The sequence below is a fragment of the Streptosporangium sp. NPDC002544 genome (genome assembly GCF_040295965.1).
Classification (GTDB): Bacteria; Actinomycetota; Actinomycetes; order Streptosporangiales; family Streptosporangiaceae; genus Streptosporangium.
This window is the reverse complement of record NZ_JBEOWJ010000021.1, coordinates 157,854-181,984: the sequence shown is the minus strand read 5'-3', so window position 1 is coordinate 181,984 and position 24,131 is coordinate 157,854. Positions and strand designations below refer to the sequence as shown.

Annotated in this window: 12 protein-coding genes; 4 read left to right on the top strand and 8 right to left on the bottom strand. The window is 69.0% G+C overall.

From position 1 onward, the window contains the following. Positions 1–11,339 (bottom strand): type I polyketide synthase (locus tag ABT061_RS29350; RefSeq protein WP_350923968.1); only part of this gene is annotated, 11,339 nt, incomplete at its 3' end. 773 nt (positions 11,340–12,112) lie between these two features. Between ABT061_RS29350 and kstD the strand changes: the two genes are divergently transcribed. Together kstD and ABT061_RS29340 are read left to right on the top strand one after the other, a co-directional pair. Next, positions 12,113–13,846 carry a 3-oxosteroid 1-dehydrogenase gene (kstD, locus tag ABT061_RS29345; protein ID WP_350923966.1) on the top strand — a complete coding sequence of 578 codons (1,734 nt, stop codon included), beginning with the start codon at positions 12,113–12,115 and terminating at the stop codon, positions 13,844–13,846. A 322-nt stretch (positions 13,847–14,168) separates the two neighbouring features. Next, entirely contained in the window at positions 14,169–16,070 is a 1,902-nt protein-coding gene (locus ABT061_RS29340; protein WP_350923963.1) for a LamG-like jellyroll fold domain-containing protein, read from the top strand. Positions 16,071–16,252: 182 nt separating this feature from the next. Here the strand turns inward: ABT061_RS29340 and ABT061_RS29335 are convergent, their stop codons facing one another. Together ABT061_RS29335 and ABT061_RS29330 are read right to left on the bottom strand one after the other, a co-directional pair. Then, on the bottom strand, positions 16,253–16,465 hold the full coding sequence (locus ABT061_RS29335) for a hypothetical protein (protein ID WP_350923961.1): 213 nt from the start codon (positions 16,463–16,465) through the stop codon (positions 16,253–16,255). 255 nt (positions 16,466–16,720) lie between these two features. Beyond that, the gene (locus tag ABT061_RS29330) at positions 16,721–17,452 is read right to left on the bottom strand and encodes an SDR family NAD(P)-dependent oxidoreductase (RefSeq protein ID WP_350923959.1); all 732 of its coding nucleotides are present in this window, start codon (positions 17,450–17,452) and stop codon (positions 16,721–16,723) included. Between the two features lie 69 nt (positions 17,453–17,521). Between ABT061_RS29330 and ABT061_RS29325 the strand changes: the two genes are divergently transcribed. Together ABT061_RS29325 and ABT061_RS29320 are read left to right on the top strand one after the other, a co-directional pair. Further along, the gene (locus ABT061_RS29325; RefSeq protein WP_350923957.1) at positions 17,522–18,121 is read left to right on the top strand and encodes a TetR/AcrR family transcriptional regulator; all 600 of its coding nucleotides are present in this window, start codon (positions 17,522–17,524) and stop codon (positions 18,119–18,121) included. An 81-nt stretch (positions 18,122–18,202) separates the two neighbouring features. After that, positions 18,203–18,952, top strand: a complete 750-nt coding sequence (locus ABT061_RS29320; protein ID WP_350923955.1) for a Mut7-C RNAse domain-containing protein — start codon at positions 18,203–18,205, stop codon at positions 18,950–18,952. A 61-nt stretch (positions 18,953–19,013) separates the two neighbouring features. On the opposite strand, the gene ABT061_RS29315 is transcribed toward ABT061_RS29320, so the two are convergent. The 5 genes from ABT061_RS29315 to ABT061_RS29295 all read right to left on the bottom strand — a co-directional run bounded on the left by ABT061_RS29315 (position 19,014) and on the right by ABT061_RS29295 (position 24,116). Continuing rightward, positions 19,014–19,208: a ferredoxin gene (locus ABT061_RS29315; RefSeq protein ID WP_350923953.1), complete on the bottom strand. Its 195-nt coding sequence runs from the start codon at positions 19,206–19,208 to the stop codon at positions 19,014–19,016. A gap of 38 nt (positions 19,209–19,246) precedes the next feature. Next, complete coding sequence (locus ABT061_RS29310) at positions 19,247–20,473, bottom strand: cytochrome P450 (protein WP_350923951.1); 1,227 nt, start codon at positions 20,471–20,473, stop codon at positions 19,247–19,249. A gap of 257 nt (positions 20,474–20,730) precedes the next feature. After that, positions 20,731–21,390, bottom strand: a complete 660-nt coding sequence (locus tag ABT061_RS29305; RefSeq protein WP_350923949.1) for a TetR/AcrR family transcriptional regulator — start codon at positions 21,388–21,390, stop codon at positions 20,731–20,733. Next, positions 21,384–22,607 carry a cytochrome P450 gene (locus tag ABT061_RS29300; protein WP_350923947.1) on the bottom strand — a complete coding sequence of 408 codons (1,224 nt, stop codon included), beginning with the start codon at positions 22,605–22,607 and terminating at the stop codon, positions 21,384–21,386. Before ABT061_RS29300 ends, ABT061_RS29305 begins: the two co-directional genes overlap by 7 nt. A gap of 363 nt (positions 22,608–22,970) precedes the next feature. Next, positions 22,971–24,116, bottom strand: a complete 1,146-nt coding sequence (locus ABT061_RS29295; protein ID WP_350923945.1) for an alpha/beta fold hydrolase — start codon at positions 24,114–24,116, stop codon at positions 22,971–22,973. Positions 24,117–24,131: the final 15 nt, after the last annotated feature.

Here is a 24,131-nt window from a genome sequence, read left to right as displayed (position 1 = left end):
TCCGCAGCCGTCCGCTCCCCCAAAACGACCTCGGCGAACAACTCCTGTCCCCGACGCCACGCCGCCCGCAACGCCTGAAACGCCGGCCCGTAGCCATAGCCGATCTCGGCCAGCCGCTCGTACGCTCCCGCCACCTCCACCTCGGCCGCCCCCGCCGGCGGCCACTGCACCAGATCGAACCCCGGTTCGGCCGCCCGCTCCGCCAGCACTCCCTGAGCGTGCAGCGTCCACTCACCGCCCGCTCGCCCATCGGCTCGGGAGTACACCCGCACCGCGCGCCTGCCCGCCGCACCGGGGCCGTCACCGGGGCCGTCGACGACCACCTGGACCCGCACCCCACCGGACTCGGGCAGCACCAGCGGCGCCTGCAACGCCAGCTCCTCCACCACCGCGCAGCCGACCTCGTCACCCGCGCGGACCACCAGTTCCACAAATCCCGTCCCGGGCAGCAACACCCGTCCCAGAACCTCGTAATCACCCATCCACGGCTGCTCCGACACCGACAACCGCCCGGTCAACACCACCCCACCGGACTCCGGCGACACCACCACCGCCCCCAGCAACGGGTGCAGCACCGTCTCAAGCCCCAGACCTCGCGCGTCCCCGCCCCGCCGACCACTCGGCCAGAACCGCTCCTTCTGGAAGGCGTAGGTGGGCAGCTCCACCCGCCGCCCACCCGGCAACACCGCACGCCAATCAAGGGAAACCCCGCGCACGTGCAACCCGGCCAGCGCCATCATGATCGTCGTCTGCTCGTCCTGGCCCCCGCGCAGCACCGGCACCAGCACCGCGTCCGCCCCCGGGTCAGAGCCCGCATCGGCTTCGTTCTCCGCGGTGAGGGTGTCCTGAGCCATCGCTGTGAGCACCCCGTCGGGGCCGAGCTCCAGGTAGGCCCGCACGCCCAGGCCGTGCAGCGCACGGACACCGTCGGCGAACCGTACGGCCCGACGCACCTGCTCCACCCAGTAATCCGGCGAGCACACCTGCTCGGCCGTGGCCGCTTCCCCGGTCAGGGTGGACACCACCGGGATGCGCGGCGAGTTGTAGGTGAGCGTCCCGGCGATCACGCGGAAGTCCTCCAGCATCGGCTCCATCAACGGCGAATGGAACGCATGCGACACCCGCAACCGCCGCGTCCGCACCCCGCGCTTCTCCAGCACGGCCGCGATACCGAGGACCGCCTCCTCAACCCCGGAGATCACCACCGAGGCCGGACCGTTCACCGCCGCCACCGACACCTGGTCCTCACGCCCGGCCAGCAGGGCGACGACCTCCTCCTCGGAAGCCCGCACCGACACCATCGCCCCACCCGCCGGGAGCACCTGCATCAACCACGCCCGGGCTGCCACCAACATGCACGCATCGCTCAGCGACAACACCCCGGCCACATGCGCCGCCGCGATCTCCCCGATCGAGTGCCCCGCCAGCACGTCCGGCCGAACCCCCCACGAGGACACCAGCCGGAACAGCGCCGTCTCCACCGCGAACAACGCCGGCTGCGCCCACCCCGTCCGATCCAGCAACCCCGCCAACTCGCTGCCCGGCTCGGCGAAGATCACCTCCCGCAGCGAGCAGCCCCGGTAACGACCTGCCCGCTCAACCGACGCGCCATCCGGCTCCTGGTCGAACCCCTCCAGCAGCGGGTCCAGCTCGGCGATCACCTCGTCCAACGCCTGCGCGAACACCGGGAACCGCGCATACAGCTCCCGGCCCATCCCCGCCCGCTGGCTGCCCTGACCGGTGAACAAGAACGCCAGCTTGGCCGCTCCCCGCGCCGAACCGGTCACCACACCGGCGGCCGGCGCCCCCTCGGCCACCGCGGCCAGACCCCGCACCAACTCCGTACGATCAGCACCCACCACCACCGCCCGACGCTCGAACGCCGACCGCGTCGTGGCCAGCGAGAACGCCACATCGGCCAAGGCCGGCTCATCGTGGCCCTCCACGTGCGCGGCCAGCCGCCCTGCCTGTGCCCGCAGCGCCCCAGCCGTACGGCCCGACACCAGCACCGGCACCACACCGGTAGCCGACGCCTGTTCCTCCACGCCCGGCTCCGCCCCGATTCGTGAAGCCTCCGGTTCTTGCGGAGCCTCCTCGGTTGCGACCTCCAGGGCCTGTTCGATGATCACGTGGGCGTTGGTGCCGCTGATCCCGAACGACGACACCCCCGCCCGGCGCAGACGACTCGTCTCCGGCCACTCCACCGGCTCGGTCACCAGCTCGACCGCGCCCTCGCTCCAGTCCACATGCGACGACGGCTCGACCACATGCAACGTGCGCGGCACCACGCCCTCGCGCATCGCCATGACCATCTTGATCACACCGGCCACACCCGCCGCGGCCTGGGTGTGACCGATGTTCGACTTGATCGACCCCAGCAACAGCGGACGGTCCTCCGGCCGGCCCTGCCCGTAGGCGGCCAAAAGCGCCTGCGCCTCGATCGGGTCACCCAACGTCGTCCCGGTCCCGTGCCCCTCCACCACGTCAACATCCGACGCCGACAACCCCGCACCGGCCAGCGCCTGCCGGATCACCCGCTGCTGTGAGGGACCGTTCGGTGCGGTCAACCCGTTGGACGCCCCGTCCTGGTTGACCGCAGACCCGCGCAGCACCGCCAGGACCTGATGACCGTTGCGGCGCGCGTCCGACAGCCGCTCCAGCACCAGCACACCCACACCCTCCGACCAGCCGACCCCGTCGGCGGACTCGGAGAACGCCTTGCACCGCCCGTCAGAGCTCAGGCCGCCCTGGCGGGAGAAGTCGATGAAGGTGTTCGGGGTGGACATCACCGTCACCCCACCGGCCAGCGCCAGCGAGCACTCGCCCGAGCGCAGCGCCTGCGCCGCCAGATGCAGCGCCACCAGCGACGACGAGCAGGCGGTGTCCACCGTCACCGCCGGCCCTTCCAAGCCGAGGGTGTACGACACCCGGCCGGAGGTCACGCTGCCCGTGGTCCCGTTGACCACGATCCCCCGCAACTCCTCCGCCGCCCCGTCTCCCGTCGACGGGTAGTCGTGGTACATCATCCCGGCGAAGACGCCGGTCGGGCTGCCCTTGAGGGTGAGCGGGTCGATACCCGCCCGTTCGACGGCCTCCCAGGAGGTCTCCAGCAGCAGCCGCTGCTGGACGTCGGTCGCCAGCGCCTCGCGCGGCGAGATCCCGAAGAACTCAGCATCAAATTCAGCCGCGTCGTACAGGAATCCACCCGCACGGGCGAAAGAGGTGTCCGCGACCTCCCAGCCACGGTCGGCCGGGAAACCGGAGATGGCGTCCTTCCCCTCAGCGACCAGCTCCCACAACTGCTCCGGTGAGGTGACCCCGCCCGGATACCGGCAGGCCATGCCGACGATGACGATCGGATCCCCGGCGATCGGGGCCGCGACCTGCACAGGCGCCGCGGCGTCCGTGCCCTCAAGTCGCTCGCGGATGAAACGGGCCACCGCCGCGGGGGTGGGCTGATCGAACACCAGTGTGGCCGCCAGGCGCATCCCGGTCGCCTCGATCAGCCGGTTACGCAGTTCCACCGAGGTGAGGGAGTCGAGGCCGAGGTCCTGGAAGGTCATGTCCGGCGAGATCGCGTTCGCCGAGGCATGCCCCAGCACGGCGGCCACCTGCCCGAGCACCAGCGTGGACACCGCCTCGCCGAGCGCCCGTCCCGACAGCCCGCCCAGGGCGGCGAAGGCGGCAGGCGTGACAGCCGCCTGCCGCATGGGAGCGGGCACCAGCGCGCGGAAGACCGCCGGGACACTGCTTCGCGCCCGCAGCGCGGCCCGATCCAGCCGCGCCGCCACCACCACCGGCTCCCGGCTCGTCATGGCGGCGTCGAAGAAGGCGAGTCCCTGCTCGGCGACCAAGGGCAGCAGCCCGGCCCGGGCCATGCGTCGCATGTCGGTCTCGGTGAGGGCGCTGGTCATCCCGGCGTCCTGCTGCCACGGCCCCCACCCGATCGACACGCCCGCCAGCCCCTGAGCGGCGCGCTGCCGTACCAGGGCGTCGAGGAAGGCGTTCGCCGCGGTGTAGCTCGCCTGGCCGCCGTTGCCGAGCGCCGCGGTCACCGAGGAGAACACCACGAACGCGGTCAGGCCGAGGTCGCGGGTGAGCTCGTGCAGGTGCCAGGCGCCGTCCGCCTTCGGCCGCAGCACGGCGTCGATCCGCTCGGGCGTCAAAGCGTCGATCGGGCCGTCGTCGAGCACACCCGCGGCGTGTACCACCCCGGTGAGCGGGTGCTCTGGCGGGATCGCAGCGATCACTTCGGCCAAGGACTCACGATCGGACACATCGCAAGCCATGACCATGACCTCGGCACCCAGGGCCCTCAGCTCCGACACCAGCTCCGCCGCGCCCTCGGTATCCAGGCCACGACGACCCACCAGAGCCAGGTGACACACACCATGTTCGGCCACCAGATGACGCGCGACCAGCGCGCCCAGCCCACCCAGACCACCGGTGACCAGCACCGTGCCGCCGGCACTCCACACCGACGCGGCACCGTCGACACCCCCGGCGGTGCCCGGTGTCGGCGAGACGGTGCCGGCAGCCGGCCCGCTCTGAGAGTGGTCGTCGTCGACCCTGACCAGGCGCGGCACCCGCAGCAGCCCGTCACGCACCGCCAACTGCGGCTCGCCGGGATCCAGCGCCGCGACCAGCATCCGTCCGTCCACCCGACCGGCATCCACCTGATCGCGATCAAGGTCCAGCAGGACGAACCGCCCCGGGTACTCCAGCTGCGCCGAACGCACCAGACCCCATACCGCCGCCGCGACGGGGTCGGCCACGGTTTCGGTGGCCACCGCCACCGCGCCTGAAGTCACGAAGACCACCAGGCGGTTGGCGTGCTCGTCGCGCCCGGCCTCCCGCAGCCGGGCCAGGACCGCCGAGGTCACCGACCGCACCGCGGCCGGAACGTCGTCCCCGGCGGGAACCGGGACCGGTACCAAGGTCACGTCCGCGGCAGGCTCCATCTCATGCGCGATGTCCGCCACCTGCCCGGCTTCGCGCAGGGCGGCGACCAGACCCCACCCGTCGGAGCCGAGCACCGACCACCGCCTGGCCGGATCGTCTCCGTTCCCGGATGCCGCCGCGAGCGGCCAGTCCAGCCGCAGCAGCGGCCCGCCGCCGGTGCGTGCCGCAGGCCGCGAAGCGCGGAACGCCAGGGAGCGCACCGAGGCCACCACGCCCCCGGCATCGGCCACGACCAGCGTGACCTCGTCCGGGCCCGCCATGCTCATCCGGACCCGCAGCGCCGAGGCGCCGGACGCGTGCAGCGACACCCCGCTCCAGGCGAAGGGCAGCAGTCCGCCCTCCGCCTCGTCGAGCCCGGCCAGCGATGCCACCTGCAGCACAGCGTCGAGCAGGGCCGGATGCAACCCGTAGGAGCCCGCGTCGGCGGCGACGTCTTCGGGCAGGGTGACCTCGGCGAACACCTCCCGCTCGGTACGCCAGACGGCGCGCACCCCCCGAAACGCCGGACCGTAGGAGAAACCCACCGCCGCCCGCCGGTCGTAGAAGCCGTCGAGGTCCACCGTGACGGCGTCCGCGCGCGGCCACTCCTCCATCCCCGCGTCAGGGACGCTCGTCGGCGCGGCGGAGGCGAGCACACCGGTGGCGTGCTGAGCCCACGGCGCGTCCGCTTCACCCTCCGGGCGGGAATACACCCCCACCGTCCGCCTGCCGCTGTCGTCGACGGCGCCGAGCGCCACCCGCACCTGAACACCTCCCCGCTCGGGTATCACCAGCGGGGAGGTGAGCGTGAGCTCCTCCACCAGGCCGCAGCCGACCTCCTCGCCGGCCCGCAGGGCCAGCTCGACGAAGGCCGTGCCGGGAAACAGCACCTGCCCGGCCACCACATGGTCCGACAGCCACGGATGCGCCGCGGTCGAGACCAGACCGGTGAATAGGAACCCGCCGGTGTCGGGCAGCTCCGTGGCCGCGCCGAGCAGCGGATGCCGCGGCAGGTCCAGTCCGGCAGCGGTGACATCGCCCGCGGCCACCGAGAGTTCGGGCCAGTAGCGCACCCGTTGGAACGCGTAGGTCGGCAGATCCACCCGGTGGGCGGCCGGGAACAGCTCCCGCCACCGCACCGGCACACCACGCACGTGCAGCCGGGCGGCCGCGGCCAACGCCGCCGCCTCCTCACCGCGGTCCTTACGCAGAACGGGAAAGGCAGCCGCCGGCTTGTGCGAGTCCTGGCGAACCGAAAGGTTCTGGTGAACGAGCGCCGACAACCCGCCGTCCGGGCCCAGCTCCAGGAACACCCCGGCCCCCGCCGAGCCCGCAGCTTGCACCGCCGCGGCGAAACGCACCGGACGCACCACATGGTCCACCCAGTACTGCGCCGAGCACAGGTACGCGGCGTCGACCACCTCGCCGGTCACGGTGGAGACGATCGCCTTCCTCGGCTCGTGGAAGGTCAGCCCCTCGGCGATCTGCCGGAACTCCGCCAGCATCGGCTCCATCAGCGGCGAGTGGAACGCGTGACTCACCCGCAGCCGGGTGGCCTTGCCGAAACACGCGGCGGTTCGCAGGACGGCGTCCCCGTCCCCGGCGATCACCACCGACGACGGCCCGTTCACCGCGGCGATGACGGCCCCGTCCTCCAGCACCGGCTCGACCTCCGCCTCCCCGGCCTGAACCGACACCATCGCCCCGCCCTCGGGCAGGCGCTGCATCAACCGGCCCCGGGCCGCGACCAGCGCGCAGGCATCGTCCAGCGACAGCACACCGGCCACATGCGCGGCGGCGATCTCGCCGATCGAGTGCCCCACCAACAGGTCCGGTGTCACGCCCCAGGACTCGACCAGCCGGAACAAAGCCACCTCGATCGCGAAAAGCGCCGGCTGGGCGAACTCGGTACGGTCCAGCAGCCCCGGATCCGCACCGAACATCACCTCAAGCGGTGACCGCTCCAGCTCGACCGCCAGCCGCGCGAAAACCTCGTCCAGCGCGCGGGCGAAGACCGGGAACCGGGCGGCGAGCTCGCGGCCCATCCCGATCCGCTGCGCGCCCTGCCCCGCGAACACCACCGCCAGCGCGCCCGGCGGCCCGGCGACACCACGTGCCGCCTCGGTCACACCGCCGCCGGTGGCCAGCAACACCGCCCGATGAGCGAACTCCGAGCGCGCCGCCACCAGTGAATAGCCGACATCGACCGGATCCGCACCGGTCTCGGCCACAAAGGAGGTCAGCCGATCGATCTGGGCACCGAGCGCGGCCTCGCTCTTACCGGAGACCACCCAGGGCACCACGACAGGCGCCGCACCCGGCGTCGTACCAGGCCCGGAGGGCTTGGCCGGAGCCTCCGAAGCGGGAGGATCGGACGGCTGCCCCGGCTCGGACACGGGGTCCGGCACCTGCTCGACGATCACATGCGCGTTGGTGCCGCTGATCCCGAACGACGACACACCGGCCCGCATCGGACGACCACTGTCCGGCCACGGTCGGCTGCTGGTCAGCAACTCGACCTGACCACCTCTCCAGTCCACTCTGGACGATGGCTCGTCGATGTGCAGTGTGCGCGGCAGGGTCCGCTGTTGCATCGCCAGCACCATCTTGATCACGCCGGCGACGCCGGCCGCCGCCTGGGCATGGCCGATGACGGATTTCAGTGATCCCAGGAGAAGTGGTGTGCTCCGGTTCTGGCCATAGGTCGCGAGGATGGCCTCGGCTTCGATCGGGTCGCCCAGACGGGTTCCGGTGCCATGCGCCTCGACCGCATCGATGTCTTCTGCGCGTAGGCCGGCATCGTCCAGAGCCTGTTCGATGACCCGCTGCTGCGCGAGGCCGTTCGGCGCGGTCAGCCCGTTGGACGCGCCGTCGGAGTTCACCGCCGACCCGCGCACCACCGCCAGCACCTGATGGCCGTTGCGCCGGGCGTCGGAAAGCCGTTCCAGCACCAGCACGCCCACGCCCTCGGCCCATCCCGTGCCGTCGGCCGCGTCGGCGAACGCCTTGCACCGCCCGTCCGGGGAGAGACCGCCCTGCTTGGCGAACTCCAGGAAGATGCCCGGCGTCGACATGACGGTGACCCCGCCCGCCAGCGCCAGCGAGCACTCCCCCGACCGCAGCCCCTGCGCGGCCAGGTGCAGGCCGACCAGCGACGACGAGCACGCGGTGTCCACCGTGATCGCGGGACCCTCCAGCCCCAGGGTGTACGCCACCCGGCCGGACAGGACACTGGGCGAGGTGCCCGTCAGCGTGTACCCCTCGGCGTCACCGGACGCCTCGTGCATCCGGGCACCGTAGTCCTGCGCCATCGCACCGAGATACACGCCGGTCCGGGTACCGCCCAGCGACGACGGCGGGATCCCGGCCCGCTCCACCGCCTCCCAGGTCACCTCCAGCGCCAGCCGCTGCTGCGGATCCATCGCCAGCGCCTCACGCGGCGAGATCCCGAAGAAGTCGCTGTCGAACCCGGCCGCATCGGCCAGGAATCCGCCTTGCTGCGGCAGCGTTGACAACGCGTCGAGATCCCAGCCACGGTCGACCGGGAACGCGGAGATCGCGTCGGCACCGGAGTCCATGAGACGCCAGAGCGCGGCCGGCGAGTCCACTCCTCCCGGCAGACGGCAGGCCATTCCCACGATCACCACGGGATCGTCGTCGCCGGCTACCGGCTCTTGGTTCACCCGGACCGGCTCCGATCCGTCGGCAAGAGAGTCCAGGTAGGACGTCAACGCCGCCGGAGTCGGATGGTTGTAGATCACCGTGGTGGACAGCGAGAGCCCGGTCGCGGCGACGAGTCTCGCCCGCAGGTCGGCCGCGGTGACCGAGTCGATGCCGAGTTCTTTGAACGTGGCAGTGGGGTCGAGGTCGGTGTGGCCGAGCACGGCGCCGATCTCGGCGGCGACGATTCCGGCCATGTTCACCGCGGCCGGCCGCTCGGCCTTCTCCGGCTCGTCAAGCCAGTACCGCCGGCGCTGGAAGACATAGCCCGGCAACCGAACGCGGCGCCCGGCATCGAACACCGCGTGCCAGTCCACGGTGACGCCGTGGGTGTACGCGGTCGCCAAGGACAACAGGAACCTGTCGAGTCCTCCGTCGTCGCGGCGCAGTGTGCCCACCACCGAGACATCACCCTCTATCGAGGGCGTCAGCACCGGATGCGGGCTCATCTCCAGGAAGACCTCGTGCCCGGCGGCCTTCAGCGCATCCGTCGCCGCCTCGAACTCAACGGTCTGGCGCAGGTTGCGCACCCAGTAGTCGCCGTCCAGCACTTCGCTGCCGTCCACCGTGGACTGGATGGGAATCCGAGGTTCCTGTGGTCGTATCGGGGCGAGCAGCTCGGCCAGTTCCGCCATGACAGGTTCGACCTGTGCCGTGTGGGAGGCGTAGTCGACACCGATCAGCTTGATCCTGACACCGGCTTGGGTAAGGTCGTCGACGAGTTGCCGCATCGGGCCAGGTTCACCTGCCACGACGACGGATTTGGGGCCGTTGACCGCCGCGACCGAGATTACCGGCGGGAGCAACGGTCGCAGCTCGTCGAGGGACATCGCGACCGATGCCATCCTCCCGCGACCGGCAAGCCCCGCACCGATGACCTTGCTGCGCATGGCGACGACACGCGCACCATCCTCTATGGACAACACGCCGGCCACATTCGCTGCGGCGATCTCGCCCTGGGAGTGACCGACGAGTGCTGCGGGCTCGACACCGTAGGAACGCCAGAGCGCGGCGGCGGAGACCATGAACGCCCAGAGCACCGGCTGCACGACGTCCACTCGGGCGAGCGCGGCTTCGTCGTCGAGCACGCTGAACGGATCCCAGGTCACGAACGATCTCAACGCCTCCGCGCAGGCGGTGTACTGCTCGCGGAAGACCGGTGACGTGTCAAGGAGTTCGGTCCCCATACCGACCCACTGCGTCCCTTGCCCAGGGAACACGAAGACCGGTTTCACCTCGGCACGGGCCTTGGCGCTGACCACGTTCGGTCCGGTAAGGGTGTCGAGAGCCCCCAGAAACTCGGTCCGGCTGGTCGCGCTGATCACCGTCCGGTGCGGGAACACGGTGCGGGTCGTCGCCAACGAGAAGCCGACGTCCGCGGGACTCAGGTCGGGACGGGCCAGAAGCTCCGCGTGCAGGGCGCGGGCTTGGTCGCGGACCGCGCCCGCCGTCTTGCCCGACATCGGCCACAACAGCGGTGCCTCGACGGGGTTCTCCGGTGCGTCGGCCCCGCGCCCGGTCGACGAAAGCACGACGTGACAGTTGGTCCCGCCGACTCCGAACGACGAGACACCCGCCACCGCACCGTCTGGCAGCGGGGTGTTCTCCTGGACGACCTGGAGGCGCCAGGCGTCGAAGTCGATCTCGGGGTTGGGTTCGGCGAAGTTCAGGCTGGGCGGAACCATCCGGTGCCGCAGCGAAAGCACGGCCTTCAGGAAACCTGCCAGCCCGGCCGCGCCTTCCAGGTGGCCGATGTTCGTCTTGACCGACCCGACCAGCAACGGCGAGTCCCGGCCCGGGGCGAAGACCGCGCCGAGCGCCGCCGCCTCGATCCGGTCGCCGACCGCCGTGCCGGTCCCGTGCAATTCCACGTAGTGCAGATCGCTCGGCGCCACCCCGGCCCGGCGACAGGTGGCCCGAATCACCGCCTGCTGCGCCTCACCGCGCGGCACCGCGAGCGAGTCACCGCCGCCGTCGTTGTTCAGCGCGGTCCCCCGTATGACGGCGTACGCGTCGTCGCCGTCCTCCCACCGTTTGAGCACGACACAGACGCCGCCCTCACCGCGCACGTAACCGTTGGCGCGAGCGTCGAAGGTGAAGCATCGCCCGTCGGCGGACAGCCCACCGAACTCCTCGACGATATTGGTGCTCTCCTCGGCCATGATGAGGTTCACGCCGCCGACCAGGGCGATCTCGCTCTCGCCGCTCCGCAGACTTTCGCATGCCAGGTGCAAGGCGGCCAATGACGAGGACTGCCCGGTGTCGACGGTCAGACTCGGCCCGTTGACACCCAGGAAGTACGAGAGGCGGTTGGCAATGATCCCGCGGCCGATTCCAGTCAGCGAGTGGTGGCCGATGCGCCCGGCGCGATGGCTCAGATACGCATAGTCGTCGGCCATCGCACCGACGAAAACGCCGGTCGGCGTCCCTTTGAGGACGCCTGGGATGATTCCGGCGTCTTCCAGCGCCGCCCAGCCGAGTTCGAGCATGATCCGCTGCTGCGGATCGGTGTACCGGGCCTCTCGTGGGGAGAGTCCGAAGAAGGCCGCGTCAAAAGCCGCCTTGTCCGCCAACCGTCCCGCCCACCTCGGCCCACCGTCACCGGTCCGTTCGGTGACCGCGTCGACCCCACCGGTCAACAGGTCCCAGAACGCCGCTGGACCATCGGCCTGAGGCAACCGACAAGCAAGACCCACAACAGCTATATCCGCCGAAGTCGCCAGTTTACTCATGGGGTTGTCTCCAAGGGGCTGGCCTCAGTTCGTGATCCACTTTCCCCGGGATTGTAAGGACGGTGTATCTAGGGCAATGCCTAGTTCTCATTCGGTCCTGAATACCGACCCGAGTTCAACAGATAATTGCTCTGTTGGGGTCATGATGGACTCGTTTGCGCAGCTCGGCGCGTGAGGGCCTATCGGGACGGGCGAATTCTCCTGGAGGCATGCTTCGGCTGGAAATGCTGCGTCGACCTGGGTTTTCCCTGTATGGCCCAGTGCCGCGTTCGTCTTTGGCCGGATAGATTCGCAGTAGTGGGTGCCGAGTCAGCCGCTCGAATGTGACTTGCCGTGCCGAAGTTCCTTCTCACCCGCTCTTTGGGATTACTCGTCGCCACCCGGGACCGCTCGATCAGGCCCCTCTCCATGATCAGAAGATATGCCAAGGGCGCCACCCGAAAATGGGAGCGACGGCGACGAAGCAGGGCGACCCGGCGTGACGGAGGGACGACAGCGACGGGAACCACAGTCGGCCGGACACCCGATGGCGGACATCCGGATCTGTCAAGATCGACGCCGTCCGCCGTTGACAGGCATACCAACCAAGCGCATGATTGGCACTTCTAAATAGAACATGTTTCAACAGCAGGTACCGGGCGCGAGGTGCCGGCAAGGCCGTTTCTCATGCGAAGGGTCTTCGAATGCCTGCTCACAGTTCCCATCCGACCCGCCGGCAGGTGCTGCGCGGCGCCGCCGCCGGCGCCGGGATCGCGTTCGGCTCAAAGATAATCGGCAGTGTCGCCGCCCATGCGGATATCGCTGACGCGCCGGAGTATGACGTCGTGGTGGTCGGGGCCGGGGCGGCCGGGATGACTGCTGCGCTGGTGGCGGCAGAGCGAGGGCTGAACACGCTCGTGGTCGAGAAGGCGGCCAAATTCGGCGGCTCGGCGGCCCGGTCGGGTGCGGGGATCTGGATACCGAACAACCAGGTCATTCTCGCCGCGGGGGTACCGGACACCCCGGCCAAAGCCGCCGCCTATCTCGCGGCGGTCGTCGGGAGCGAGGTGCCCGCGGGCCGACAGGCGGCGTTTCTCGACAACGGCCCCGCCATGATCTCTTTCGTGATGCAGAACAGCCCGTTGCGCTTCCGCTACATGGAGGGCTACTCCGACTACTATCCCGAACGGACCGGCGGCCTGCCGAACGGCCGATCCATCGAGCCGGACATGTTCGACGGGAATCTCCTCGGCCCGGAACTGGCCAACCTGAACCCTGCCTACATCCCGGTTCCGAACGGCCAGGTGGTCTTCAGCGCCGACTACAAGTGGCTCAACCTCGCCCTGGTCAACGCCAAGGGCGCCGCCATCGCGCTCGAAACCTACAGTCGCTGGATCAAGGCCACCGCACAGGGCAAAAAACCGCTCACCATGGGCCAATCGCTGGCCGGAGCGCTGCGGGCCGGACTGCTGCAGGCCGGTGTGCCGGTCTGGCTGAACACCCCGCTCGTCGATCTACGCGTCGACGCGGGCCGGGTCACCGGCGTGCTGGTGACCCGCAACGGCACACAGACCCTGCTCAAGGCCAAGTACGGGGTCGTGGTCGCCTCGGGCGGCTTCGAGCACAACGCCGGCATGCGCAACCGATATCAGCAGCAGCCCATCGGCACCGATTGGACCATCGGTGCCGCCTCCAACACCGGCGACGGCATCTTGGCCGGCCTCGCGACCGGCGCCGAGGTCGCGCTGATGGACGACTCCTGGTGGGGGCCGGTGATCCCGCTGCCCGGCGAACCGTACTTCTGTCTGGCCGAGCGCACCCTTCCGGGCAGCATCATCGTCAACCAGCAAGGCATGCGCTTCGTGAACGAAGCCGCACCCTACAGCGACGTGGTCCATGTCATGTACCAGAAGAACGCCACGGCGCCGGACATCCCCTCCTGGATGATCATCGACCAGAGCTACCGCAACCGCTATCTTTTCAAGGATCTCGCGCCGACCCTGCCGTTCCCGGACGCGTGGTACGGCAACGGTGCCCTCGTCAGGTCGAGCACGATCGCGGGTCTGGCGGCCAAGATGGGCGTCCCCGCCAATGCTCTGCAGGGCACGATCAGCCGCTTCAACGGCTTCGCCGCGACCGGCAGGGACCTCGATTTCAAGCGCGGCAACAGTGCCTACGATCACTACTACACCGACCCGGCGGTCATTCCCAACTCCTGTCTCGCCCCGCTGTGGCTTCCGCCGTTCTATGCCTTCAAGATCGTCCCCGGTGATCTCGGCACGAAGGGCGGAATGGTCACTGACGACAAGGCCCGGGTGCTCTCTCCGGCCGCTGCGGTCATCCCCGGCCTCTATGCGGCCGGCAATGCCAGCGCCGCCGTCATGGGCCACAGTTACGCCGGCGCCGGTTCCACCATCGGCCCCGCCATGACGTTCGGCTACATCGCCGCCAACCACATCGCGGACAACCGCTGAGCAAGGACGGTCACGCGGCGATCCGGGGTCCCTCTGCGAATTGTGCCGTGTGGGCGGAGTCCACTTCGTTCACACGACCAGTTACGGTCGGGTGACCTGTGCGGCTCGCTACAAACCTGATGGTGTGGATGCGACCTCCTCCCGGTGCGCCGGCCATACGTCACCGGCCCGAGGGCGAAGCCGGCCGGCGGAACGACGTCACAGAGTCGAGAGGGTGGAATCGGGTGGCGCAGGATTTCAATGATTCGGGCCGCGTGGATTCTCGATCGACAACGCATAATGTCCGTACGGGAATCGGGGGATTCTTTTATGGGGAGCGATATTGAGAAAGTACGGAGGGGTCCTCTCCGCGTGCGCGGGACTCCTGCTCGGCGCGACACTGTTGACGGCTCCACCGGCGGCCCTCGCCGCGGACGAGCCCGTCCCGGTGCTCGCCTACGGTATGGACGAGGGCGCCGGCAGCGTTGTCGGCGACGCGTCAGGCCGCGGCAATACCGGCACCGCCACCCTCACCACGTGGACGGACGGGAAGTACGGCAAGGCCATCGCCCTGAACACCCCGTCGAGCAGGGTGATCGCGCAGGACGTCTCGTCCCTGCGCCTCACCTCGGCGATGACGGTGGAAGCCTGGGTCAATCCCACGGACTCGGGAAGCTCGCAAGTGCTCGTCAACAAGGGCACCTCCTACAGCCTCGCGGGCTTCAGAGGCTCCTCGGCGTCCGTCCACACCTCGACCGCCTACCAGGTCACCGGTCCCATTCTGCCCCCGTACACCTGGAGCCATCTCGCCACCACCTATGACGGTCAGACCCTGCGTCTTTACGTCAACGGCGCCATGGTGGCCTCCCGGCCGGTTCAGGGCGCCATCATGGCGACTGCCGCCCCGCTCGCCATCTCCCGGGGGGGAGGTCTCGTCGACGAGGTGAGGATCTACGACACGGCACTCAGCGAGGCCCAGATCAACGCCGACATGACCAGGCCGGTGACCGGCGGGGCTCCGAACAGCCCGCCGACCGCACTGGAGGGCCTGGCCGTCGTCCCCGGGTACGGCAAGGCCACGCTCTCCTGGCAGGCCAGCACCGACGACGCCGGGATCACCGGCTATCAGGTCCACAGATCCACGGACGCGAACTTCACGCCCTCGGCCTCGACCCTGCTGAGCACCGTGACCACCACCTCCTACGCGGACGTCCTCCAATCCCGCGGCACGTACTACTATCGCGTGGGCGCGGTCGACACCTCAAGCCAACTCGGACCGCTGTCCGAGCCGGTGGTCGCCCAGGTGATGGAACCGGACAGCCCTCCTACCCCGCCCTCGTCGGTCTGGACCGCCGGCCACGGCGGGTCGGCGACCGTGTGGTGGAACGGTGCTTCCGACGACCGTGGAATCGGCGCCTCGGAGATCCACCGATCGGCGGTCTCCGGCTTCACCCCGTCGAGCGCGACCCTGGTCGCCACGGTTCCGGAGCCCTCATTCTGGACACATCTGGACCCCGTGCCGGCGGCCGGCACGTACTACTACCGGATCATCACGGTGGACCGAGTCGGTCAGCGCAGCGTGCCTTCGCGAGAGGCGCCGGTGACGACCCGTCCGGAACCCGACCTGTCGCAGAACCTGACACTCGCCTACGGCATGAACGAGGGCGCCGGCACGACCGTACGGGACGGCTCGGGGCGGGGCAACAACGGCACGGCCCTCGACACCACCTGGGCGGACGGCAAATTCGGCACGTCCATACAGTTCGATGACAAGGGGGAGATCTTCATGCAGCCGTCCACGTCACTGCGGATGACCGAGGGCATGACCGTCTCCGCCTGGGTAAACCCCTCCCGTTCCGGGACGGCGCAGAGGCTCCTCAAGTGGAGGGGCACGGAAACCGAACTCGAGATGCTCGCGTCCGACTCAGGCCCGCCGGGCCCCTCTGTCGTGGCCTTCGACTGGGAGACGAACTCCGTGTTCCGGCTGCCGAGCTACCGCACCCTGCCCGTCGAGGTCTGGAGCCATCTGGCCATCACGTTCGAGAAGGACACCTTCGCCCTCTACATCAACGGCGAACTGGCGGAAGTAAGGAGGAGGTCTTTCTCCCCGAGGGGCGAAACGGGATTCCTCTGGATCTATTCGGGCACCAACCCCTTCGCCGGCAAGATCGACGAGGTCAGGACCTACGCCGCCGCCCTCTCTCCGGCCCAGGTCAGGACCATCATGGAGACACCCGTTCCCTGACGGGAAGTGAGGTACGGTTCGCGCGTCCGCGCGCGAACCGTATCGGCACGGAACCGGCGGCGGGAATGATCGGCTTTGGGGAGCACCTCGGCCTCATCTCTTTGACCTGCGGGCTTGCACGATGCCTGACTGGCGATCACCAGGCCCGGCGGTGTTGACACGCAGGTGTATCAGGAGAGGCGTCACGCATAGAGGAACCAGAAGCCGGATTGGGGGGTGCAGGTGTACGAGGCCCACCGACCCTCCTGGATGCCGAGGTTCCCGACCCGGTGGCAGTCCCAGTCGTAGTAGTAGACGTTTCTGAGTGTGGCGGCCTGCGCGGGCGCCACACCGACGGATAGCGCCAGGCCAGTGGTCAAGAAGGCTGCGACGAGCAAAGTTCGCACTTTGCGCATCAATTCTCCTGCGGCATGAAAGAAGTGTATTTCCGGGGAAACATGCTGGTCACTCGATTCAGGCTTCCCGGCACCGGAAGTATCACATCGGCAGCCGTCCGAAGGTAGCCAACCACCGGTTCCAGATTTCGGCACGGGTGTGACCTGGTAGGGCTACAAGGAGGCGCGTGGCGAGCGTGAAACGTTCATTTACCGGGCGTTTAAAAATGAGATCCGGAGCCGGCGGGCAGGATGGAGGATGTCGCAGCCGAGGTGCTACCCGTCGCGCGTCACCCGGTAGCTCAGCTGCGGACTCACCCGGTGCAGCGCGTTGAGCAGCCTGATCTTGCCCACATAGACGTGGTCGCGATTTCGGTCGATGGCGCGGGCGATGGCCCGGGCGGCGTCCTGCGGGCTGATCTTTCCCCTGCCGCGGCCCGCGGTCATGTCGGTGTCGATGAGCGGCAACATCGCCTCGGTGACCGCCACTCCCGACGCCGCGGCCTGTTCCTGGTAGCGCAGGCTCCGGGTGAAGGTGCGCAGGCCCGATTTCGTCGCACAGTACACCGCGGCACCGCGCTTGGGCGCGATGGCCAGCCCCGAGGTCACGTTGACGATCCGAGAGCCTGGCCGGGCCCGTAGCAACGGCAGGCAATGTGCCGTCAACCGCAAGGGGCCGGTCAGGTTGATCGCGATCTCCCGGCTGATGCGATCGCACCCCTGGTCCGGTGTCAGGTCTCCGAGTTCGTAGACGTCCTGGACAGCGGCATTGTTGACCAGCAGCGACAGCTCGCCCAGGCGGGTCGCCGCCTCGGCGAGAAGACGCAGTTGCGTCACATCGGCGAGATCGCACGGGACTGCCGTGACCTGCGGCAGGGCGGCAGCGACACGGGCCAGAGCATCGGCGTCCCGACCGCACAACAGCAGCCGATATCCGCGCCGTGCCAGCTCGTGCGCCAGTGCGGCACCCACTCCGCGCGACCCTCCTGTGATCAACGCCAGGGGCATGACACGCTCCTCTCACCCTGATTCATTACGCCCGTGTATCGTAACGTATCTAGGTGAGAAGATAAGCCCATGCGTGACATCGACCGGCCGCGCGGCGGCAGACCCCTCGACAGTGACGCCTCTCAGCGCATCCTGCGGGCCACGCTCGAAATCGTCGCGGAGAACGGGCTGGGCAGGACGACCATCGAGGCCATCGCGCGCCGTGCGGGCGTGGGCCGCCCCACCGTGTACCGACGCTGGCCCGACATCGCCCCGCTGATCTCCGACGCGGTGGACATGGCCTTCGCCCAGGTGAGCGAGATCACCGAGGAGACCGACGACGTCGCCGTCGCCCTGGAAACCCTGCTCCACAAAAAGATCACCGTGCTGACGACCACCCTCGCCGGAGAGTTGATCAGACAGCTCGCACCGCATTTCGCGGCCGACGACGCCCTGGGAAAGGCCCTGTCGCAGACTCATCAGCACCAGCAGGCATCCTTGGCCCCCATCATGGAAAGGGCCCAGCGAGAAGATCGGCTGAACCTCCCGAGCGTCGCGCTGGCCACCGAGGCCGTGCTGGGCATCATCTACCTGCGCCTGCTGACCGCGCTGCCCCCGCTCCACCCCGAACAGGCAGCGGAGCTGGCCGCGCTGGCCATAAGCCCGCGTTCAGAGTCGACGCCAACATAGATCACGCAGGCCCGGGTCACGGCCGTCACCCATCCCGCACCACAACCTCGAAGCACCTGCGGTGGATGGCATGCTGAAAGTGTGATCGAATCTGACATCCGCCTGCATATCGCCCCCGAGTTGCTCCTGTTCCTGCCCGCGCGCCGGCGAGGCGAGTGGCAGCGGGTGGCGCCCGACGGGACATCGACGCTGGGGCATGTCGTGGAGTCACTTGGCATTCCGCTGCCGGAGGTGGGGCCCTTGACCGTCGAAGGCGCGGAGGTCGGCCCGTCCTACCAGCCCGCCGCCGGTGACGTGGTCCACGTTCACGCCGTGCCCCGCCCCCAGCGAGTGCCGCTCGAACCGGGACAGCAGGCGCCCCGGTTCCTGCTCGACGTCCACCTGGGCACCCTCGCGCGACGGCTCCGGCTGCTGGGCGTGGACGCGACCTACCACAACGACATGGACGACCCCTCCCTGGTCGTCGAGGCGAACCGGGAACGCCGCGTGCTGCTGACCCAGGACCACGGCCTGCTCTGCCGCCGGGCGCTCTGGCTCGGCGCCTACGTACGAGGCAACAAGGCGAACGATCAGCTCCGTGACCTGCTGGAGCGATTCGCGCCACCGCTGCGGCCGTGGACCCGCTGCACGGCCTGCAACGGGGAGTTGATCCCCGTTGAGAAACACGAGATCGACCGCCTGCTGGAGCCCGGGACCAAGCGTTCCTACGACGTCTACGGCCGATGCTCGGAATGCGGCCAGGTCTACTGGCGCGGCGCGCACAGCGAGCGCCTGGAAGAGATCATACGATCGGCCATGCGCATGGCCGATCTGGGTCCGGAGAACGGCTGAGCACGGCGCGGCGGCACGGAGATCGAGAACCATGGCGCAGCGTCCGGAGTCGATCTGCCCGTCACTCCTCGATGTGGATGGCCAGCGCCGGGCAGACCACCGCGGCGTGCCGGACGTCGGCGGCCTGTTCCGCCGGTGGGTCCGGGTTGAGCAGCACGACGATGCCGTCCTCGTCACGCTGGTCGAACACGTCCGCGGCAGCGACCACGCACTGTCCGGAAGCGACACACTTGTCCTGGTCGATGGTCACCTTCATGAGATCCTCCTGTCGTTTGCCTGCCCTGCGGGGGAAGGTCACCAGGTCACGGGGAGTTCGTAGACTCCGTAGACGGACCCGTCGTGCTTGAACGGGATCTGGTCCAGATCCGCGGCCGACCGCAGGGTGGGGATGCGCCGGTAGAGGGTGCTGTAGACGATCTGCAGTTCCAGCCGGGCCAGCGACTGGCCCAGGCACTGGTGCACTCCGAAGCCGAAGGCCATGTGGCGGCGGGCGTCGCGCTGGATGTCCAGCCGGTCGGGGTCGGGGAACGCCTCGGGGTCACGGTTGCCGATGTCGTTGGCCAAGATCAGCCCGTCGCCGGCGCGGATGAGCCGCCCGGCGATCTCGATGTCCTCCAGCGCCACCCGGCGCCGCCCGTTGTGCGTGATGTGCAGGTAGCGCAGCAGTTCCTCCACCGCCGAGGCGACCAGCCTCTCATCGCCTGAGTCGCGGAGGAGGGCCAGTTGGTCGGGGTGTTCCAGCAGGGCGAGCGTGCCGAGCGCGATCATGTTCGCGGTGGTCTCGTGCCCGGCGATCAGCAGCAGCACCCCCATCCGGGCTGCTTCCTGCCGGGACAGTTCTCCGGTCCTGATCCGCTCGGTCAGCCCGGACAGCATGTCGTCACCGGGGTTGGTGAGCTTCTCGCCCAACAGGTCGTTCAGATAGCCGGCCAGCCGGCCGAGGGCGGCCGACCGCTGCTCGGGCGTCGCGTCCCGCTTGATGACGGTCTTGCTGTTGTCCTGGAAGAAGTCGTGGTCGGCGTACGGCACACCGAGCAACTCGCAGATCACCAGTGAGGGCACCGGCAGGGCGAACGCCTCGACCAGGTCGACCGGTTTCGGGCCGGCGAGCATGTCGTCGATCAGGTCATCAGCGATCTTCTGCACGGCCGGCCGCAGCGCGGCCACCCGCCTGATGGCGAACGGCGCCGTCACCATCCGCCGCAGCCGAGCATGTTCGGGATCGTCCATCAGGATGAAGCTGACCTTCGACGAATCGTTGACGGGGGCCGAGCTCGGGTAGCCGGGCCGGGTGACGTCGGCGCTGACCCTCGGGTCGGCCAGCAGTGCCCGTTGCTCGGCGTAACGGGTCACCAGCCACGGGGTGCTGCCGTCCCACAGACGGACCTTGGCGAGCGGTCCCTCCTGCTGCTTGGCCCGCAGGGTCGGGGGCGGGTCGAACGGGCAGCCCGCCGCCCGGGCCATCGGGTACTCCGGAATCTCCGCGGGGTGCTCACTCGCCGGATTCAACGTACTGGTCATTGATTCCTCCAATGGAACCCGTACCGCGACATGTTCGCGGCAGGCGTTGATGAGCACTTCCCCTCCTGAAGGGGCAGTGGTCGTCGCCGAGAGCGGTGTCGGACCGGCGTCTCTCGGCTGTCATCGCAGGGCTGATCGAGCACCTCCGGTGCGATCGGCACGCACTGGCCGGCACCGCGGCATTCGACCTCGTCCACAGTGACTTTCATGGTCAGCTCCTCCTTTGCCCGCGATTCACCGAGGCGCGAAGGCTCTCGTCATGGGCAGGGCGTGACCGGTGCCAGCCACAGCCCGACGAGCGCGTCGATCAACCCGGTCGCGGCGTCGTGCCAGCTGGACCGGGGGGTGGGGGTGCCCTCCGCGAGAGCGCGCTCACGCTCGGCGTACATGTGCACCATCAGCTGACGGGCCATGTCACCGCGCTCGGCACGCACCTCGGCCGGCAGTTCGGGAAGGCAGCGGTTCAGCCCGTCGAGGACCTGGTGCAGCGACGGCGAGGTGAGAAACTCGTCGACCATGATTTCGCGGAATGCGGGGTCGGTCATCACCTGGGCACCGAACCGGGCATACCACGTGAGGTCCCCCAAGGCGGCCAGATGCTCGGCGCTCGGGCGCACCAGGCAGGCCACCCAGTCCCGCACGTTCGAGCTGTCGCCCATCTCGGCCAGCATCCGCACGCGTACCCGCTCGATCTGCTCGGCGTGTTTGCGCACGACGGCGCGGACCAGATCGGCCTTGGTCCCGAAGTGATAGCCGACCGCGGCGTTGTTTCCCTGCCCTGCGGCCTCGCTGACCTGGCGGTTGGAGACGGCGAACACCCCGTGCTCGGCGAACAGCCGCTCCGCCGCCACCAGGATCGACTCCCGCGTCGCATCGGCCCGCTCGGCCCTGGCGGTCCTGCCGGCCATGGTCACCATCGCACCGGAACCTCACGCAACCCGCCGACGACGAGTCCCTCGACCTTGTGCAGCTCTTCCACCGGAACGGCGAGTTCCAGGGAGGGAAGCCGGCGCAGCAGCACCTCGAGCACGACCTGCAACTCGGTGCGGGCCAATGCCTGCCCCAGGCACGAGTGCGCGCCGACACCGAAGGCCAGATGGGGGTTCGGGCTGCGGCCGAGGTTCATCTCGTCGGCCCCCTCGAAGGCACTCTCGTCGCGGTTGGCCGCGGCCATGCTGCACACCACGGTCGTCCCAGGCGGTAGCAGGGTCCCGGCGACCTCGATCTCCTCGCCGAGATAGCGCGGCATGCCGAATCCCGGGTTGGCGTCGAACCGCAGCGCCTCCTCCACCGCGGAGCGCACCAGCGACCGATCCACCAGGAGCCGCTCCCAGCGCCGCCGGTCGGCCAGCAGCATCGCCACCATCTTGCCGATCATGTTCGCGGTGGTCTCGTGTCCGGCGACCAGCAGACCCTGGCCGGTGGCCACCAGTGTCGCGTCGGACAGCCGCTCGCCGTCGGCGTCGGCGCCGGTGATGAGCTCGCTGAGCAGGTCCTCGCCCGGTTCCGCGCGCTTGGCGGCGATGTGGGCGGCCATGTACGTGACGAACTCGGCCTGTGCCGCGTCGATCTCCGCCTGCGTGTACCGGGTCAGGTTGAGCAACGTGTCGGACCAGTACGCGAACCTGTCCCGGTTCGAGTCCGGAACCCCGAGCAGGTCGCAGATCACCCACACCGGCAACGGGAAGCCCAGGCTCGCCTTGAGGTCCGCCGGCCGGCCCCGCTCCAGCATGTCGTCGACGAGCCGCTCGGCCATCGCCTCCATCTCCGGTCGCAGCGCGGTCATGCGCTTGACGGTGAACCATTTGCCGATCATCCGCCGCCACCGCTTATGCCCGTCACCGGCTTGCGGTATCGACATCGACATCTCATTGTCGAACAGCCCGCCCGACTCGTTGGCCGAGATCCGGGCCGCGTCGTCCGCGTGCGTCGGCCGGGTGAACCGCGGGTCGGACAGCACCCGCCTGACGTCCTCATAGCGCGTGACCAGTGACGCCTCGTCCCCGCTGGGCAGCGTCACCCGCGCCACCGGACACCCCTGCCGCAGTCGCGCCCATTCGGCCGGCGGCTCCAAAACCGCCTCGCTGGGAATCGGATAGCTCAGCTTCGGCCCACCGTCACCCTGACTCACCATGCCCCCTCCGAACCGACCTTCGAGTCATGATCAGTCAACCGGGACTGTCAACTTAAGTCAAGCAACTGACTTAAAACCTGTCTAAAATCTGTCAGACCATCCGCACCCGTACTGTCAGGCCGGAGATTTCGCCATGCCCCATGCCGAACCTGCCGTGGCATCCCCCCGCGGACGAATACCGTCGTGGTGGTGCCGGCCCTCGCCGGGATCGTGGGCTCGCTGATGCACGGGCGAAACAGGAGAACGCCTCAGCGGCAAACGTCTCCAGTCGCGCCCGCACGGCCTCGACTCCTTGAGGGGTCATGTTTCCTCGCCCCCAAAGCAGGTGACATACCGTCTCTTACCCGAAGTAACCAAGTCCTACTAGGGCTTAGGTAGTTTTCTCCCGAGGAGGAAGGCCGTCAGAAGCTCGCGGTAGAGGTCAGGACGGCCGTTGGCGATGGAGTGCCCTGCGCCGGGCACGTAGAGGAATGTCGAGTTCGGCAGAGTGCGCCGGTATTCGTCGGTGACCTGCCACTTGAGGTAGTCACACTGGCCGCGCACGATCAGCGTCGGCACGTGGACCTGGCGCAGCTTGGGCCTGGGATCAGGTACGGTCTCCGCGTCCGCGGAGGTGACCTGGTTGACGTAGAAGCCGGGCTGGTTGGTGTGCGTGGGCGCGGGCGCCGCCCCCGGGCAGCCGGTGGCGTCCTTGGCGGAGATGAGCAGTTCGCGGAAGTAGGCGTCCGCCTCGCGGTCGGGCACCATGCTGTGCGCGGCCGCCGGGTTGAGCCCGAGCAGGACGTTCTGGACGAGGAAGCGCAGCGAACCGTCGGGCCCGTCCCCGTTCCCCCAGGGCGAGCCCACACCGTCGGGATAGGCAGGCTCCCAGATCGCTCCCGGCGAGGTCAGCACGGCCCTGGCGACACGGTCGGGATGGGCCGCCATGTACGCGGCCGCCAGGGTGCCGCCCCAGGACCTGCCGACCAGGATCACCCGCTCGGCGCCGAGCGCGCTGCGGACGGCGTCGAGATCGGCGACATGCCTGGCCACCGTGTAACCACTGACATCGTCGAGGCGCGTGGAGCGTCCAGCGCCGAGTTGGTCATAGGCATAGACGTCGAACCCCTCACCAGCCAGTTCCCGCCCGCCCTCCGGGACCCCCTCGCCCGGTGTGCCGGGGCCGCCGTGCAGGAAGATCACCGGATACGGCCTGGCCGTACCCCTGGCCGGTTCGCTGACATAGGCCAGGCGGGAGCCGGTGGGCAGGTCCCAGAACCGCACACCCGCCGGAATCACCGGTACCGGCGCGGGAAACGGGAGCAGGACGGCGACGGCGGCGATACCGCAGAGCACAACGGTGACACCTGCGGCATACAGCGCTTTTCGCGCGACCAACCACGTGATCGACACGATCGAGACGGCGGCCGCTCCGGCGAAGACCGGGTACACGGGCACGACCATGGCGACGCCGAAGAAGATCAACGGCGAGAGGATCAGGGCGAGGACTGCCCCCAGGACAAGCTTCATGGGATCAACGCTAGG